We start from the raw sequence: 15827 nt of genomic DNA, 5'->3' as shown, positions 1-15827 counted from the left end.
ATCGCACCTCCTTATTTATTATTACCAAACGTAAGCTAAGATTTCTCCACCGATATTACGCTTTCTAGCTTCTTTGTCAGTGATTACACCTTCAGAAGTTGATACTAAAGCGATACCTAATCCATTAAGTACTTTTGGTACTTCATTAGCTTTAGCATATACACGTAAACCTGGTTTAGAGATACGTTTTAATCCAGTGATAACACGCTCATTGTTTTGACCATATTTAAGGAATAAACGGATTACACCTTGTTTATCGTCTTCTACAAATTCAACGTTTTTTACGAAACCTTCACTTTTTAAGATTTCGGCAATTTCTTTTTTAATGTTAGATGCAGGGAATTCTAATTTATCGTGACGAACCATGTTAGCATTTCTTACACGAGTTAGCATATCTGCAATTGGATCTGATAATGTCATTGATTGTTGCCTCCTTTCATACTCTTTTTATTACCAGCTAGCTTTACGAACGCCAGGAATTTGGCCTTTATAAGCTAATTCACGGAAACAAATACGGCATAATTTGAATTTACGATATACAGAATGTGGACGACCACAACGTTCACAACGAGTATATTCACGTACTTGGAACTTTTGTTTTTTTTGTTGCTTAGCAACCATTGAACTTTTAGCCACTTAATTAGCCTCCTTTTAGAGATTATTTTTGAAATGGCATACCGAATTGTGATAACAATTCACGAGCTTCCTCGTCAGTGTTAGCAGTAGTAACGATAACGATATCCATTCCGCGTACTTTTGATACTTTGTCGTAGTCAATTTCAGGGAAAATTAATTGTTCTTTAACACCTAAAGTATAATTACCTCTTCCATCAAATGCTGTTTTAGAAACACCACGGAAGTCACGTACACGTGGTAAAGATACAGCGATTAATTTATCTAAGAAATCATACATTCTTTCGCCGCGTAATGTAACTTTAGCTCCGATTGGCATACCTTCACGTAAACGGAAAGTTGCAACAGATTTTTTAGCTTTTGTAACTAATGGTTTTTGACCAGTGATTAATTCTAACTCTTCAACAGCGTTATCTAACACTTTAGAGTTTTGAACTGCATCACCTACACCCATATTTACAACGATTTTTTCAATTTTTGGCACTTCCATTACTGAACTATAATTAAATTTCTTAACTAAGCTTTCAGAAACTTCAGAGTTGAATTTTTCTTTTAAACGGTTCAAAGTGGATCCTCCTTTCAACTAGTTATTAATTATTAGATTTAATTTCTTCGCCAGATTTTTTAGCGATACGAACTTTTTTGCCATCTTCGAATTTATATCCAACACGAGTTGGTTCATTCGTTTTAGGGTCCAATAATTGTACGTTAGAAACATGGATTGCTGCCTCTGTTTCTAAGATTCCACCTTCAGGATTAAATTGAGTTGGTTTTTGATGTTTTTTGATTACATTAACACCTTCCACAACGACGCGGTCTTTTTTAGGTTCAGTAGAAACAACTTTACCTTCTTTACCTTTGTCTTTACCTGCGATAACTTTTACGTTGTCACCTTTTTTGATATGCATGCGTGGCACCTCCTTAAGCTTTTTATTAATAATTATTAAAGTACTTCTGGAGCTAGTGATACGATTTTCATGAAGTTCCCTTCACGTAATTCACGAGCAACAGGACCGAAAATACGAGTACCACGTGGGCCTTTGTCGTCACGAATGATTACACATGCATTTTCATCAAATTTAATGTATGAACCGTCATTACGACGTACACCTGATTTAGTACGTACTACAACAGCTTTTACTACTTCGCCTTTTTTAACAACGCCACCTGGTGTTGCATTTTTAACAGTAGCAACAATAACGTCACCGATATTAGCTGTTTTACGACCAGATCCACCTAATACTTTGATTGTAAGAACTTCACGAGCACCAGAATTATCTGCTACTTTTAAACGTGTTTCTTGTTGGATCATGAGTTAAACCTCCTTTATCTATATTGTGTATTATATGATTACTGATTCTTCAACAATTTCAACTAAACGGAAACGTTTAGAAGCTGATAAAGGACGAGTTTCTTGAATCTTAACGATGTCCCCTAACTTAGCTGAGTTGTTTTCATCATGAGTTTTGTATTTTTTAGAGTATTTTACTCGTTTACCGTACAATTTGTGTGTTTTGTATGTTTCAACAAGTACAGTTACAGTTTTGTCCATTTTATCTGAAACGACTCTACCTACATAAACTTTACGATCATTTCTTTCGCTCACTTTTGTAACCTCCTCTTTCGATTAATTATTGATTAGCTTTACCTTGTTCAATTTCTCTTTCACGAGCAACAGTTTTTAGACGTGCAATCGTTTTTCTTACTGTGCGAATACGTGCAGTTTCCTCTAATTGACCTGTAGCTAACTGAAAGCGTAGGTTAAAAAGCTCTTCTTTTGAAGATTTAATTTGTTCTTCGATTTCTGAAGTGGTTAAGTCTCTAATTTCCTTAGCTTTCATTTGTTTCACCACCCAATTCTTCACGTTTTACAAACTTAGTCTTAACAGGAAGTTTGTGACTTGCTAAACGTAATGCTTCACGCGCAACTTCTTCGTTAACGCCTGCGATTTCAAATAAAATTCTACCTGGTTTTGCTACTGCAACCCAGCCTTCAACAGCACCTTTACCGGCACCCATACGTACTTCTAAAGGTTTTTTAGTATATGGTGTATGTGGGAAGATTTTAATCCAAACTTTCCCGCCACGTTTCATGTAACGTGTCATAGCAATACGAGCTGATTCGATTTGACGAGATGTGATCCAAGACGTTGTAGTTGCTTGTAAACCATACTCACCAAATGTTACATAATTACCGCCTTTAGAACGACCAGTTGTTTTAGGACGATGTTGACGACGATATTTTACACGTTTTGGTAGTAACATTATTATTTTCCTCCTTCACTAGTGTTCTTAGTAGTAGGAAGAACTTCTCCACGATAAATCCATACTTTGACACCTAATTTACCGTAAGTAGTGTCAGCTTCTGCATGTGCGTAACCAATGTCAGCACGTAATGTATGAAGTGGAACAGTTCCTTCTGAATATTGTTCAGCACGAGCGATGTCTGCACCGCCTAGACGACCAGATACTTGAGTTTTGATACCTTTAGCACCAAGTTTCATAGCTCTAGTGATTGCTTGTTTTTGTACACGACGGAATGAAGCACGGTTTTCTAATTGACGTGCGATATTTTCAGCTACTAATTTAGCATCTAAATCAACCTTTTTAATTTCAATTACGTTAATGTGTACTTTTTTGTCTGTTAATGTATTTAACTTATTACGAAGCTTTTCAATTTCTGAACCGCCTTTACCAATGACCATTCCAGGCTTACCAGTATGAATAGCGATGTTGATACGGTTAGCAGCACGTTCAATATCAACGTGAGAAACTGATGCTTCTTTTAATGCGTTATCAATAAATTTACGGATTTTTAAGTCTTCATGTAAAAGTGATGCGAAGTCTTTTTCTGCGTACCATTTAGCTTCCCAGTCACGGATTACACCGACACGAAGTCCGATTGGATTAATTTTTTGACCCACAGTATTCCCTCCTTAAATAATTTATTAAGCTTCTTTAGCTTCTTCTTTACCGTCACTTACGACGATTGTAATGTGGCTTGTTCGTTTGTTAATCGCACTTGCACGGCCTTGTGCACGTGGACGGAAACGTTTTAATGTTGGTCCTTCATTAGCATAAGCTTCTTTAACAACTAATTCATCAGTATTCATGTCATAGTTATGTTCAGCATTTGCTAAAGCGGACATTAGTAATTTTTCAACAACTGGTGATGAAGCTTTGTTAGTTAATTTTAAAATAGCAATAGCTTCTCCAGCGTTTTTACCTCTGATTAGATCTAATACCAATCTAACTTTACGAGGTGCGATTCTTATTGTTCTAGCAACCGCTTTTGCTTCCATTCGGATTTCCTCCTCTACTTGTTAGAAATTATCTTCTTGTTTTTTTGTCGTCAGCAGCGTGTCCTTTGAATGTACGAGTTGGAGCGAATTCACCTAATTTGTGACCAACCATATCTTCTGTAACGAATACAGGTACATGTTTACGTCCATCGTATACTGCGAAAGTGTGACCGATGAAGTTAGGGAATACAGTTGAACGACGTGACCAAGTTTTTATTACTTGTTTTTTTTCGCTTTCGCCTTGAGCTTCGACTTTTTTCATTAAATGATCATCGACGAAAGGTCCTTTTTTAATACTACGAGCCATTGTGGCGCCTCCCTTCTTATTTAGCGCGTGCAGCGGTTAAGCCGCACACTCCAATAAGTTGTTGTTATTATTTTTTCTTCTTACGTCCACGTACAATAAGTTTATCTGATGATTTCTTACCACGACGTGTTTTCTTACCAAGCGTAGGTTTACCCCATGGTGACATTGGAGATGGTCTACCGATAGGAGCACGACCTTCACCACCACCGTGTGGGTGATCGTTAGGGTTCATTACAGAACCACGAACAGTTGGGCGAACGCCTTTCCATCTTGAGCGTCCTGCTTTACCAACGTTTACAAGTTCATGTTGGATGTTACCAACTTGACCAATCGTAGCACGGCAAGTAGAAAGAATCATACGAACTTCACCAGATCTCAATCTGATTAATACATATTTACCTTCTTTACCAAGTACTTGAGCACTTGCACCAGCAGAACGAGCAAGTTGTCCACCTTTACCAGGTTTTAACTCTATATTATGAATTACTGTACCAACTGGGATGAATTGAAGTGGTAAAGAGTTACCTACTTTAATATCCGCAGATTCACCACTCTCTAATACTTGACCTACTTGTAGGTTTTTAGGAGCAATGATGTAACGTTTTTCACCATCAGCATATATTAGTAAAGCAATGTTAGCTGAACGGTTTGGATCGTATTGGATTGAATCAACTTTAGCAGCAATTCCATCTTTATTACGTTTAAAATCAATAACACGGTATTGACGTTTGTGTCCTCCACCGTGGTGGCGAACTGTCAATTTACCTTGGTTGTTACGTCCCGCTTTTTTCGGTAGCGGTTGTAATAATGACTTTTCAGGTGTAGTTTTCGTGATTTCAGCGAAATCTAACGTAGTCATATTACGACGACCATTTGTAATTGGCTTATATTTTTTTAGAGCCATTGTCGCTTACCTCCTTATTGGTAATTTATTTTAGTTGAATAGATCGATAGATCCTTCTTTTAATTTCACTATTGCTACGCGTCTTTTTTTTGTATAGCCTTGGTAACGGCCCATACGTTTTTTCTTAGGTTTGTAGTTGATGATGTTAACATTATCAACTTTTACATCAAAGATTTCTTCAACTGCGATTTTAACTTGTGTTTTGTTAGCACGAGTATCTACGTCGAAAGTATATTTATCTTCAGCCATAGCAGCTGATGATTTTTCAGTAATTACGGGGCGCTTAAGAACGTCTCTTGCTTCCATTATCCGAGCACCTCCTCAACTTTTTTAGCAGCTGATTCTGTAATTACTACACTGTCAGCGCTTGTTATGTCTAATACGTTTAACCCTTGAGCTGTAGAAACTTGAACTCCAGGGATGTTACGAGCTGATAATTCAACATTTACATCTTCTGAATCTGTAACTACTAATACTTTTTTAGGTTGTTTTAAGTTAGAAAGCGCAACTTTAAATTCTTTAGTTTTTGGTGCGTCTAATTGGAACGCATCTACAACTGTTAAAGCACTTTCTTGAACTTTATAAGATAATGCTGAACGTAAAGCTAAACGACGCATTTTCTTAGGCATTTTATAAGCATAACTTCTAGGTGTTGGTCCGAATACGATACCACCACCGCGCCATTGTGGCGCACGAATTGTACCTTGACGCGCACGTCCAGTACCTTTTTGTCTCCATGGTTTACGTCCACCACCACGTACTGCTGAACGATTCTTAACAGCATGAGTACCTTGGCGTAATGAAGCACGTTGTAAAGTGATTGCTTCAAATAGAACGTCTTTGTTTGGTTCAATTGCAAAAACTGCATCATTTAATTCAACTGAACCTGATTTAGTTCCGTCTACTTTTAATACATCATAATTAGCCATTATGCTTTTCCTCCTTTCGTGATTTATTATTTATTACCTTGTTTTATTGAAGTTGAGATTTCTAATAATCCTTTTTTAGGTCCAGGTACGTTACCTTTTACTAAAATTACATTATTATCAGTGTCTACTTGAACGACTTCTAAGTTTTGTACTGTAACAGTATTTCCACCCATACGTCCTGGCATTTTTTGACCTTTGAACACTCTTGATGCGTCTGAAGCCATACCTATTGAACCTGGTGCTCTGTGGAAATGAGAACCGTGAGCCATTGGTCCACGTGCTTGTCCATGACGTTTAATTGCGCCTTGGAAACCTTTACCTTTAGATACGCCTGTAACATCAATGATGTCGCCAGTTCCAAATTTATCAACTGAGACTTCTTGACCTACTTCGTATTCATCAACGTTAACGTTTCTGAATTCACGAATGAAGCGCTTAGGTGCTGTGTCAGCTTTTTTAGCATGACCTTCAGCTGGTTTGCTAGCATATTTATTAGTTTTACTATTTTTCTTGTAAGCTTTTTTATCTTCAAAGCCTACTTGAATTGCGTTGTATCCATCAACTTCTTCAGTTTTCTTTTGTAATACAACGTTTTGGCCTGCTTCTACTACAGTTACTGGGATTAATTCACCGTTCTCTCCGAACACTTGTGTCATCCCGATTTTTCTTCCTAAGATTCCTTTGGTCATCGAAAGTCCACCTCCTAATTTTTCTATTATAATTTAATTTCGATGTCTACACCAGATGGTAAGTTTAAGCCCATAAGAGCATCAACTGTTTTTGGTGTTGGGTTAACAATATCAATCAAACGTTTATGTGTACGTTGTTCGAATTGTTCACGAGAATCTTTGTACTTATGTACAGCACGGATAATCGTGTAAACTGATTTTTCTGTTGGTAATGGGATCGGTCCAGAAACATCTGCTCCAGAACGTTTCGCAGTTTCAACAATTTTCTCAGCTGATTGATCGATTACTCTGTGATCATAAGCTTTTAATCTGATTCTGATTTTTTGTTTTGCCATAATTTTCCCTCCTTATTCGTCTACATTTAAGTGATAGACTTCTCCACGAAAACTATCTTACACAGCGCCATGGCAAAGCGGCCGGGTGTGTCAGTAACCTTTCGCTTCATCGCATTTCCTTAAAGTCCAACATTAGATATGTTACACGAAAAGCACTGATTTATCAAGCTTTTCTATAAAACTTTTCACTTTTTGTCTAACACATACTTTGACATTGTACTTGAAATTACTATGTTCTTCAACCTTTTTTAAGAAATTACTTAAATTGATACCCTTTAATATTATTTTGCTAATTTCAAATTAATATAAATGTACTTTAACTTGTTATATAATTGTATGTGTTAGGTGGTGATTATAAATGAAATCCGGAATTAGAAATATATTAATCGTATTGAGTATCGTTTTATTATTAAGCGAATTATTTTATGGTATCCCCTTCCTAGGTGGAAGTTTTATATTAGGTCTTAGTTGGCAACCCTTATTCGTAAATATGTTTTTATATTTAGTAATGATAATTATTTTAATAGTAGATAGACAAAATGCAATTAAACCAATGTCAGTTATTCCATTATTAGGTATTATCGGCTCCATAATAGCTTTCATTCCGTTTATCGGCATGATTGTACACTGGATACTTTTCTTTCTATTATTATTCTTTCTTCTTATTATACTGTCATCACCGATTTACGTGCCAAACAAAAATGCAAAAGTTATATATACAGAAGATAGACGTAACAAAAATCAATAGCTTTCTATCAATTGGTTTACAAAAACACCGGTCAATGCATAATTTATGCGTTGACCGGTGTTTTTTAACCGTGAACAAATATAAAGTAAAGAATGAATAATACCATTAAGCCATACATCATTGGATGTACTTCTTTATGTCTTTTAGAAATTAACATTGTAATAGGATAAAAGACGAATCCACATGCAATTCCCGTGGCAATAGAATATGATAATGGCATCATTATTATTGTGATAAATGCTGGTACAGCTACTTCAAATTTTTTCCATTCTATTTCGGCAAAATTAGCAGCCATTAGCACACCAACTACGACTAATGCCGGGGTTGTTACAGCACTAGTGACAACCTCAATAAGTGGGCTGAAGAAAATTGCGAGCAAGAAACAAAACCCTGTTATTATACTAGCAAATCCTGTCCTTGCTCCAACGGCAACACCCGCTGTCGATTCAATATATGAAGTAGTAGTTGTAGTACCAAATATTGCACCTACAATTGTTGCTAATGAATCTGAGAACAAAGCTCTACCTGCACGTGGCAATTTATTATCTTTCATAATGCCCGCTTGTGTTGCAACGGCGACAAGCGTACCCGCGGTATCGAAGAAATCGATAAATAAGAAAGTTAAAATTACTATTAAAAATTGTACAGTGAATAATTGTCCTGGATCTTTAAATGCCTCAAAAGCAGCTCCAAAAGTTGGTGAAATACTAGGAATTTTACCAACGACTCCTGATGGTGTATGTATTAAGCCTGTACACATCCCCAAAACCGAAGTCAAAATCATACCAATAAAAATAGCACCTGGTACTTTTTTAACATACATCACTACCGTTATTATAATGCCAAATATAGTAAGCAATACAGTACCGTCAGTAATATGACCTAATGTAACTAATGTTGAATTGTTCTTAACAATGATTCCTGAACTTTGTAGGCCTACAAACGTTATAAATAAACCGATACCTGCTGAAACAGCCAATTTCATTTGATTTGGTATGGCATTTATTATCGTTTCTCGTAACCCGGTCATAGTTAAAATAGCAAAGAATATACCAGAAAAGAGCACGCCCGTTAATCCAATTTGCCAAGGTATTCCCATCGTTAGCACAACGGTAAAAGCGAAAAAGGCATTTAAGCCCATTCCCGGTGCCAAAGCAATTGGATACCTAGCTATTAATCCCATAAATAATGAACCTACAAATGCAGCCAATGCCGTCGCAACAAAGATAGCGCCTTGGTCCATCTTCATATTTGATGTAGCGCCATTAACACCTGCTAAACTTAACACTTGTGGATTAACGGCTAAAATATAAGCCATAGATAAAAATGTAGTTAATCCACCTAAAATTTCTTTTTTAAAATTTGTGTTATGCTCTTTAAACTTAAAGTATTTTTTCACAGTTAAGTCTCCCTTTTATTAAAATACCTTAATATTTTAATATCCAACTCCTTAAAACACAATAGCAAATCCGAACTTTTATTACTTTTTTTTGGTTTAAGTTCGAAATAAGTTAAAATTTTAAGCCTTTCAAAGCATCTTGGAACGGGTTATTTTCAACACCCTCATCATTATTAAGATATTTTTTCATGTCTTTTTTAGAGACCTTTTCAGTTTTTTTACTTTTATAACGTTTATCCATTTGTATTTGAGTCTCAGTGTGACCACAAACACATCTGTATACTGCGTCTTTATTAGTACCAAAACGAGTCATTTTCTTATGACAATTAGGACAACGCGCGTTTGTTTTTGATTGTACGTTCTTTTTAGTTTTACAGTTTGGATCTTGACAAACTAACATCGATCCATTTTTAGTATTTACTTTTAACATAAACTTGCCACAAGTTGGGCATTCTGTAGTAGTAAGATTATCATGCTTATATTTTTGTTCACTATTTTTTATAGTAGTTATAATTTTATCAGTAAATGATTTAATTTCGTCCATAAATTTTCGTGAATCATATTTTCCTTGCTCTATCATCATTAATTTGTCTTCCCACTGTGCTGTCAATAATGGAGAAGTAAGTTGTTCAGGCGCTAATTCTAATATTTGTTGTCCTTTAGAAGTTACTTTTATTTTACCTTCTCTTGATTCAATGGCGTTCATGTTAAATAGCTTTTCTATAATGTCTGCTCTTGTCGCTACTGTCCCGATGCCACCTGCTTCTTTTAAAGTTTTATTATGTTTATGATTATTAAATTTGAAAAACTTTTGTGGACTCTCCATAGCTTTCAATAATGAACCTTCATTAAAATAAGACGGTGGTGTGGTTTCATGTTCGTTAATATTTACATTACTTACATTTATATTAGCACCTTGCTGCCATTTAGAACCTAAAATGAATGGTTTTTCTTCACTATTAAATAACGCTTTAAACCCTAGTTTTGTAGAGATTTTATCTTTATAAACAAATTTATAATCATTAATAACTAATTCTAATTCAATAGCTTCATATTCTTGGGGAGGCATTAAATTAGCTAAAAATCTTTGTGCTATTATCATATAAATTTTTTGTTCTTTAAGCGATAACGCTTCTATATTGGGTCTAACTTCAGTTGGAATTATCGCATGGTGATCAGAAACTTTATTATTATTTATATAATGGTCGTTCGCACTATAACTTTGACTCATTTGTGCCTTAGCAAAAGCTTTATATTCTGTGGCCATTAATGCTCTCAATCTATCTTTAATCGTACTTACCATATCGTCAGTTAAATAATTTGCATCCGTACGTGGATAGGTAACTAATTTATGTCGTTCGTATAGTTGTTGTAATGTATTAAGTGTTTCTTTAGGACCATAATGATAACGTTTGTAAGCTTCTTGTTGTAAGTCAGTTAAATTAAATAATTTAGGGGGAAAGGCTTTTTTGCTCTTTCTATTGATTGAATTTACTATTGCAGAGTGACCTTTTATGCTGTTAACTGCGTTTTCGTAGACTTCTTTTGTGCTTGATTGTTGCGGTGTAATACATTGACATTGCAATCCATCTACGTTGATATTCAAAGTATAATAAGTTTCAGGAGTAAAATTATTTATTTCTGACTGTCTCATTTCTACTAATTTAATGGTCGGAGTTTGTACTCGTCCTAAAGATAATTGCGCATCATATTTTGTAGTTAAAGCTCTTGTGGCATTAATCCCCACAACCCAATCCGCTTCACTACGAGCTAAAGCTGCTTCGTATAGATGATTAAACTGACGCCCATCTTTTAACTTTTTAAATCCATCTATAATCGCTTTTTTCGTTACGGAACTGATCCACAATCTTTTGATAGGTTTTTTATTATGTGCTTTATCTAATATTAACCGCGCAACTAATTCTCCTTCTCTTCCAGCATCAGTAGCTATAATAATATTCTGAACTTCGTTTCTTTGTAAAAGTCCTTGCACTGTTTGAAATTGCTTTTTAGTTTTACTAATTACCACTGTTTTCATTTTATTGGGTATGATAGGTAAATCAGCTAATTTCCACTCTTTATAATATTTATCGTATTGCTCAGGAGTTGCATTCGTTACTAAATGCCCTAATGCCCATGTTACAATGTAGTTATTATTTTCAAAATAACCATTGCGTTTTGTATTAATATTTAAAGCATTGGCAATATCTTTCCCTACTGAGGGCTTCTCAGCTAAAATTAAAGATTTCATAATTACGCCCTTTCAAATGTATAATATAGTTATTGTAACATGTATCCAGCACATCTTAACTTTCATTTAATGTAAAAAATACATATAATTAAAATAAATACTGGCAACTGTTTTTAATAACAAGGAGGTATTTCATGACTATAGTTAACGTTAATGATATCAATCAAATCAACTCTTTTATAGAATCTGCAAATTATGAAATGGCATCTTATTTGTATAAACTACCTCAAGCTCACAGCCAATTCGACGCATTCCTTAACGACGTTATTGATAACCCCGGGGTATATGCACTTCAAAATTCGGAAGATCAAATGACAATGATGTTATTGGCTTTCCCATATGAAACCAATAAATATAAAGTCATTGGGCCTTTAATCAATCCCAATACTCAATATAGTATTGAAGATTTCAACAGGCTTTTTAAAGCAATGACAAATGATCAACCTGATAGTACTAATTTTAATTTTTCATTTGAAAACTCACAGCAATACTTTTACTTACCCATGAAAACGATTGGTGCTTCGTACAGTTTTACAGATTATTATTTAGAAACTTCTACCGATGTGGGTGAAATTGGCACTTCACAAAATATTACGGAATATCATCCTGCATATTACCGTTCTTTTAACAAATTACATAATAATACATTTACGCATGACGTTATGACTTCTAGTGAAATCATAAATTCTCTACAAGAAAATAACCACTTATTCACCTTTATGTCAGAAGGTTTATTAAAAGGTTATGTCTATTTACAAGTGTCCAAAAACCATCAAACTGCAGAGATTAAATATTTTGCGTCACACGCAGATTATCGTTTTAAGGGTATTGCATTTGAGTTACTGAAATATGTACTTCACTTTGCATTCCAAAACTATGATGTTAAAAAAATCTACTTTAAAATCAGAAGTAAGAATAATAAACTTGTAGAGCGTTTTAATGAACTTGGTTTTAATGTTAACCACGAATTTAAAAAATACAAGTTCGTCAAAGCTTACCAGTAGAGAGCAAAACGACATATTCTATATACTTGTGATCACCTATCTTTATATACATGGAACTTAGTTGCTTATTATTACGCATACTGAGTTCTTTTTGTTTTCATTATATAAATATATTTACTTGAAGTAACTACTTTAATGTTATAAGTTGCTTTTAATTAAAACAAAATAAAATAAAAACGCTTTCACACAAAAAAATGAATCCGGTTTGATTTACTAGCTTATTAATTTAATTTATTATATTTAGTTGTAGCTATTTTAAATATATAGCTCCCACATAAAAATATTAGAGAGAGAAGTGAGTAGTAATATGGATTTTTTAATAGCCTTACTGCCTGCAATATTTTGGGGTAGTGTAGTATTAATTAACGTATTAGTCGGCGGAGGACCTTTTAACCAAATTAGAGGTACTACTTTAGGGACGTTAATTATAGGCGTTATTTTACTATTATCGGGACAAGCGCAATTCGATCACCCCATCGTTATTGTAGTAGGGTTAATATCAGGTGTATTCTGGGCATTAGGACAAGGTTACCAATTGAAGTCAGTTAATTTAATTGGTGTTTCTAAAACAATGCCTATTTCAACTGGTATGCAGTTAGTAGGTACAACATTATTTAGTGCTGTTTTCTTAGGTGAATGGAGTACTGGAACACAAGTTATTTTAGGCTTATTAGCCATGATTTTATTAGTTATCGGTATTGCTTTAACATCATTAAAAGGTAAAAACGAAGCAACTGGAAGTAATAGTAAATTTGGTAAAGCAATGGTTATCCTATTAATTTCAACGGTTGGTTATGTTGTTTATGTCGTTGTAGCTCAAATTTTCGGCGTCGATGGCACAAGCGCATTATTCTTCCAATCAATAGGTATGGCAATCGGTGGCTTTATCTTATCTATGAAACATGAGACTTCAATTAAGAGTACTACTTTAAATTTAATACCAGGTGTCGTATGGGGCATTGGTAACTTATTTATGTTCTACTCTCAACCTAGAGTCGGCGTAGCTACAAGTTTCTCATTTTCACAATTACTCGTTATCGTATCTACATTAGGTGGTATTTATTTATTAGGTGAACGTAAAGACAGACGTCAAATGATTGGCATATGGTCAGGTATTATATTAATCATTGTTGCTGCCTTTATTTTAGGAAATTTAAAAGCTTAACAATTTAAGGAGGACAATGGAATGTTTAAAGATTTAGAAAATAAAGTAGTCATAATCACTGGTGCAGGAAGCGGTTTAGGTAAAGCTTTCTCAGAAGAATTTGGTAAATGTAAAGCAAAAGTAGTCATGAACTATTTAAGTAAACAGCATATAGAAGATGTAAATAAAACTATTAAATTAATTGAAAATGCTGGCGGACAAGCAATTAAAGTTCAGGGTGATGTATCAGCTGAAGATGACGTTAATAACCTTGTACAAACGGCTATCAATGAATTCGGTACAGTTGATGTTATGATGAATAACGCAGGTTTCGAAAAACCTATCCCAACTCATGAAATGTCAGTAGCAGAATGGCAAAAAGTAATCGATATCAACTTAACTGGTGCTTTCATGGGCGCTAAAGCAGCAGTTAACCATTTCTTAAATGAAGACAAAAAAGGTGTTATAATTAACACTTCTAGTGTGCATGACACAATTCCATGGCCAAACTACGTTAACTACGCAGCAAGTAAAGGCGGCTTAAAATTAATGATGGAAACAATGTCAATGGAATATGCACAATATGGTATTCGCATCAATAATATTTCACCGGGAGCTATTGTTACAGAACATACACGCGAAAAATTCTCAGATCCAACTACACGTGCTGAAACTTTAGAAATGATTCCAGCTAAAGAAATCGGAGAAGCTAATCAAGTAGCTAATGTAGCACTATTCTTAGCTTCTGAATTCTCTGACTATATTCACGGAACTACTATTTATGTAGATGGTGGTATGACTAACTACCCTGCATTTATGGGCGGTAAAGGTTAAATATAATCTTACTTTAATATTATAATTCTCAGCTTCACTAGGCAGATGAAACACTTGAATCTATAAGTGTTTCATCTGTTTTTTTATATGTAATCGTAATATTTACATTAAAATAGATTTATTGTAAAGACTTATAAATAAACAGCACATCTATTTGCTACATGAAAATAAGAAAACCATACCCCTAAAAAAGCACAGTTCATTTATTTAATACATATAACCACTTGTTTAAATTATTACATGCCTGCTATAGTTCAAAATTAATCCCTAAAGACTAGAAGATTTTATATTTTGAGCAAGACTCCTGACAGAATAATAAGTGTCTCGAGTATTTCTTATAGTAAATCACTATTCAAAACACATTTTTAAATAAACAAAAAATGCGAACCCATATAGATTCGCATTTCATATTAAAGCTATTGACCCTTAATTTTATACAAAAATTGCCTGATACACATACAATATTATTATACTAATCACTATTGTTAAGTTGGTAACCATGCCAATAATTGGCAATGTTTTATATTTAAATTGAATCGCATACGGAATCACAGACACACCAACTGGTAACAACCATGCAACTTGCAATGTCGTTTTGATCATTTCATCATGTACTGGTAACAAATAATGAACTATTAAACCAGCTATTAATGCAATACCATAATGCAGACCTAAATACTTAGCAACAAGAGGTAAATAACGTTGTTCAATTTTAAAACTCAACATTAATCCTAATAAAATCATTGATAGTGGCATATTCGCTTTAGATAACGTTGAGAAGAAACTAATAACTGGCGAAGGAAAATGAATATTAGATAAATTTAGAATAAACATAATAATGTACGTCATTAATGGTACTGACTTTACAATATTTTTACCTAAATATTTAAAATCAAAATTGTCTGCCCCATTACTAAAATAACTACCTACGAAATAAGTAACACCAAACATTATAATGGCCCCACCTATATCAGCCATACCAAAATAAATCATACCTTTTTCAGGCCATATCGTCGCAACAAGTGGGTAAGCAAATAAACCGATGTTTAATGATGCCGTCATCATCCCCATTGTACCCCTGATTTGATTATCTTTATTCAGAAAGCACCAGATAACAATAATTTTAGAAATAATACCAAAACATATCATCATGATAGGCAATATAGATAATGAAATATCTAAATCCGCTTTATTTAAATTAACAATAACTAAAGAAGGAAGTGTGATATTCAATACCAATGTTGCAAAAATCTGACTATCGTTAGCTTTAAAGTAGTTAAGCCGCTTCAATATATAACCTAGTGCTATTAGTAAAATAATAATAATAAATTGTTGCGTCACAGTAATC

At 34.2% G+C, this 15827-nt stretch carries 23 protein-coding genes; 4 read left to right on the top strand and 19 right to left on the bottom strand.

Annotated elements, in window-relative coordinates:
- Positions 1–21: 21 nt before the first annotated feature.
- From rpsH to rpsJ, 16 genes are all read right to left on the bottom strand, one after another.
- Positions 22–420 (bottom strand): 30S ribosomal protein S8, encoded by a 399-nt coding sequence (rpsH, locus tag ISP02_RS03130; RefSeq protein WP_195720208.1) that lies wholly within the window; start codon positions 418–420, stop codon positions 22–24.
- Between the two features lie 30 nt (positions 421–450).
- On the bottom strand, positions 451–636 hold the full coding sequence (locus ISP02_RS03125; protein WP_046208421.1) for a type Z 30S ribosomal protein S14: 186 nt from the start codon (positions 634–636) through the stop codon (positions 451–453).
- Between the two features lie 22 nt (positions 637–658).
- Positions 659–1198: a 50S ribosomal protein L5 gene (rplE, locus tag ISP02_RS03120; protein ID WP_195720207.1), complete on the bottom strand. Its 540-nt coding sequence runs from the start codon at positions 1196–1198 to the stop codon at positions 659–661.
- 25 nt (positions 1199–1223) lie between these two features.
- Positions 1224–1541, bottom strand: coding sequence for a 50S ribosomal protein L24 (rplX, locus tag ISP02_RS03115; RefSeq protein ID WP_048792964.1), 318 nt, complete (start codon positions 1539–1541; stop codon positions 1224–1226).
- A gap of 35 nt (positions 1542–1576) precedes the next feature.
- Complete coding sequence (gene rplN, locus ISP02_RS03110) at positions 1577–1945, bottom strand: 50S ribosomal protein L14 (protein ID WP_048792965.1); 369 nt, start codon at positions 1943–1945, stop codon at positions 1577–1579.
- A 30-nt stretch (positions 1946–1975) separates the two neighbouring features.
- A complete protein-coding gene (gene rpsQ / locus ISP02_RS03105; RefSeq protein ID WP_002509268.1) occupies positions 1976–2239 on the bottom strand; it encodes a 30S ribosomal protein S17 in 264 nt (87 codons plus the stop codon).
- 25 nt (positions 2240–2264) lie between these two features.
- A complete protein-coding gene (gene rpmC / locus ISP02_RS03100) occupies positions 2265–2474 on the bottom strand; it encodes a 50S ribosomal protein L29 (protein WP_002482620.1) in 210 nt (69 codons plus the stop codon).
- Entirely contained in the window at positions 2464–2898 is a 435-nt protein-coding gene (gene rplP / locus ISP02_RS03095) for a 50S ribosomal protein L16 (protein ID WP_048792966.1), read from the bottom strand. The genes rpmC and rplP overlap by 11 nt, the downstream gene beginning before the upstream one ends.
- Before the next feature lie 2 nt (positions 2899–2900).
- Positions 2901–3557: a 30S ribosomal protein S3 gene (gene rpsC, locus ISP02_RS03090; RefSeq protein WP_061853479.1), complete on the bottom strand. Its 657-nt coding sequence runs from the start codon at positions 3555–3557 to the stop codon at positions 2901–2903.
- A gap of 24 nt (positions 3558–3581) precedes the next feature.
- Positions 3582–3935, bottom strand: a complete 354-nt coding sequence (gene rplV, locus ISP02_RS03085) for a 50S ribosomal protein L22 (RefSeq protein ID WP_048792968.1) — start codon at positions 3933–3935, stop codon at positions 3582–3584.
- A 28-nt stretch (positions 3936–3963) separates the two neighbouring features.
- Positions 3964–4242 (bottom strand): 30S ribosomal protein S19, encoded by a 279-nt coding sequence (gene rpsS, locus ISP02_RS03080; RefSeq protein WP_002509273.1) that lies wholly within the window; start codon positions 4240–4242, stop codon positions 3964–3966.
- Positions 4243–4309: 67 nt separating this feature from the next.
- Entirely contained in the window at positions 4310–5146 is an 837-nt protein-coding gene (rplB, locus tag ISP02_RS03075) for a 50S ribosomal protein L2 (protein ID WP_195720206.1), read from the bottom strand.
- A gap of 30 nt (positions 5147–5176) precedes the next feature.
- Positions 5177–5452, bottom strand: coding sequence for a 50S ribosomal protein L23 (gene rplW, locus ISP02_RS03070; RefSeq protein ID WP_195720205.1), 276 nt, complete (start codon positions 5450–5452; stop codon positions 5177–5179).
- Complete coding sequence (gene rplD, locus ISP02_RS03065) at positions 5452–6075, bottom strand: 50S ribosomal protein L4 (protein WP_195720204.1); 624 nt, start codon at positions 6073–6075, stop codon at positions 5452–5454. The genes rplW and rplD overlap by 1 nt, the downstream gene beginning before the upstream one ends.
- Before the next feature lie 26 nt (positions 6076–6101).
- Positions 6102–6764: a 50S ribosomal protein L3 gene (gene rplC, locus ISP02_RS03060; RefSeq protein ID WP_195720203.1), complete on the bottom strand. Its 663-nt coding sequence runs from the start codon at positions 6762–6764 to the stop codon at positions 6102–6104.
- A gap of 26 nt (positions 6765–6790) precedes the next feature.
- Positions 6791–7099 carry a 30S ribosomal protein S10 gene (gene rpsJ / locus ISP02_RS03055; protein WP_001118667.1) on the bottom strand — a complete coding sequence of 103 codons (309 nt, stop codon included), beginning with the start codon at positions 7097–7099 and terminating at the stop codon, positions 6791–6793.
- 358 nt (positions 7100–7457) lie between these two features.
- Here rpsJ and ISP02_RS03050 point away from each other — a divergent pair, with 358 nt between their 5' ends.
- Positions 7458–7847, top strand: a complete 390-nt coding sequence (locus ISP02_RS03050) for a hypothetical protein (RefSeq protein WP_195720202.1) — start codon at positions 7458–7460, stop codon at positions 7845–7847.
- A 64-nt stretch (positions 7848–7911) separates the two neighbouring features.
- Here the strand turns inward: ISP02_RS03050 and ISP02_RS03045 are convergent, their stop codons facing one another.
- Together ISP02_RS03045 and ISP02_RS03040 are read right to left on the bottom strand one after the other, a co-directional pair.
- Positions 7912–9246, bottom strand: a complete 1335-nt coding sequence (locus ISP02_RS03045) for an NCS2 family permease (protein ID WP_195720201.1) — start codon at positions 9244–9246, stop codon at positions 7912–7914.
- Between the two features lie 112 nt (positions 9247–9358).
- Complete coding sequence (locus tag ISP02_RS03040; protein ID WP_195720200.1) at positions 9359–11497, bottom strand: DNA topoisomerase III; 2139 nt, start codon at positions 11495–11497, stop codon at positions 9359–9361.
- Positions 11498–11631: 134 nt separating this feature from the next.
- Between ISP02_RS03040 and ISP02_RS03035 the strand changes: the two genes are divergently transcribed.
- The 3 genes from ISP02_RS03035 (at position 11632) to ISP02_RS03025 (ending at position 14479) form a co-directional block, all read left to right on the top strand.
- Positions 11632–12501: a GNAT family N-acetyltransferase gene (locus tag ISP02_RS03035; protein WP_195720199.1), complete on the top strand. Its 870-nt coding sequence runs from the start codon at positions 11632–11634 to the stop codon at positions 12499–12501.
- A gap of 307 nt (positions 12502–12808) precedes the next feature.
- Positions 12809–13666 carry a GRP family sugar transporter gene (locus ISP02_RS03030; RefSeq protein WP_195720198.1) on the top strand — a complete coding sequence of 286 codons (858 nt, stop codon included), beginning with the start codon at positions 12809–12811 and terminating at the stop codon, positions 13664–13666.
- A gap of 21 nt (positions 13667–13687) precedes the next feature.
- Positions 13688–14479, top strand: a complete 792-nt coding sequence (locus ISP02_RS03025; RefSeq protein ID WP_195720197.1) for a glucose 1-dehydrogenase — start codon at positions 13688–13690, stop codon at positions 14477–14479.
- A gap of 432 nt (positions 14480–14911) precedes the next feature.
- Here ISP02_RS03025 and ISP02_RS03020 read toward each other — a convergent pair whose 3' ends face one another.
- Positions 14912–15820: an AEC family transporter gene (locus ISP02_RS03020; protein WP_195720196.1), complete on the bottom strand. Its 909-nt coding sequence runs from the start codon at positions 15818–15820 to the stop codon at positions 14912–14914.
- Positions 15821–15827 lie beyond the last annotated feature (7 nt).

It is taken from the genome of Staphylococcus durrellii (genome assembly GCF_015594545.1).
GTDB classification, from domain to species: Bacteria; Bacillota; Bacilli; order Staphylococcales; family Staphylococcaceae; genus Staphylococcus; species Staphylococcus durrellii.
This window is presented reverse-complemented; position numbering and strand designations above follow the sequence as displayed.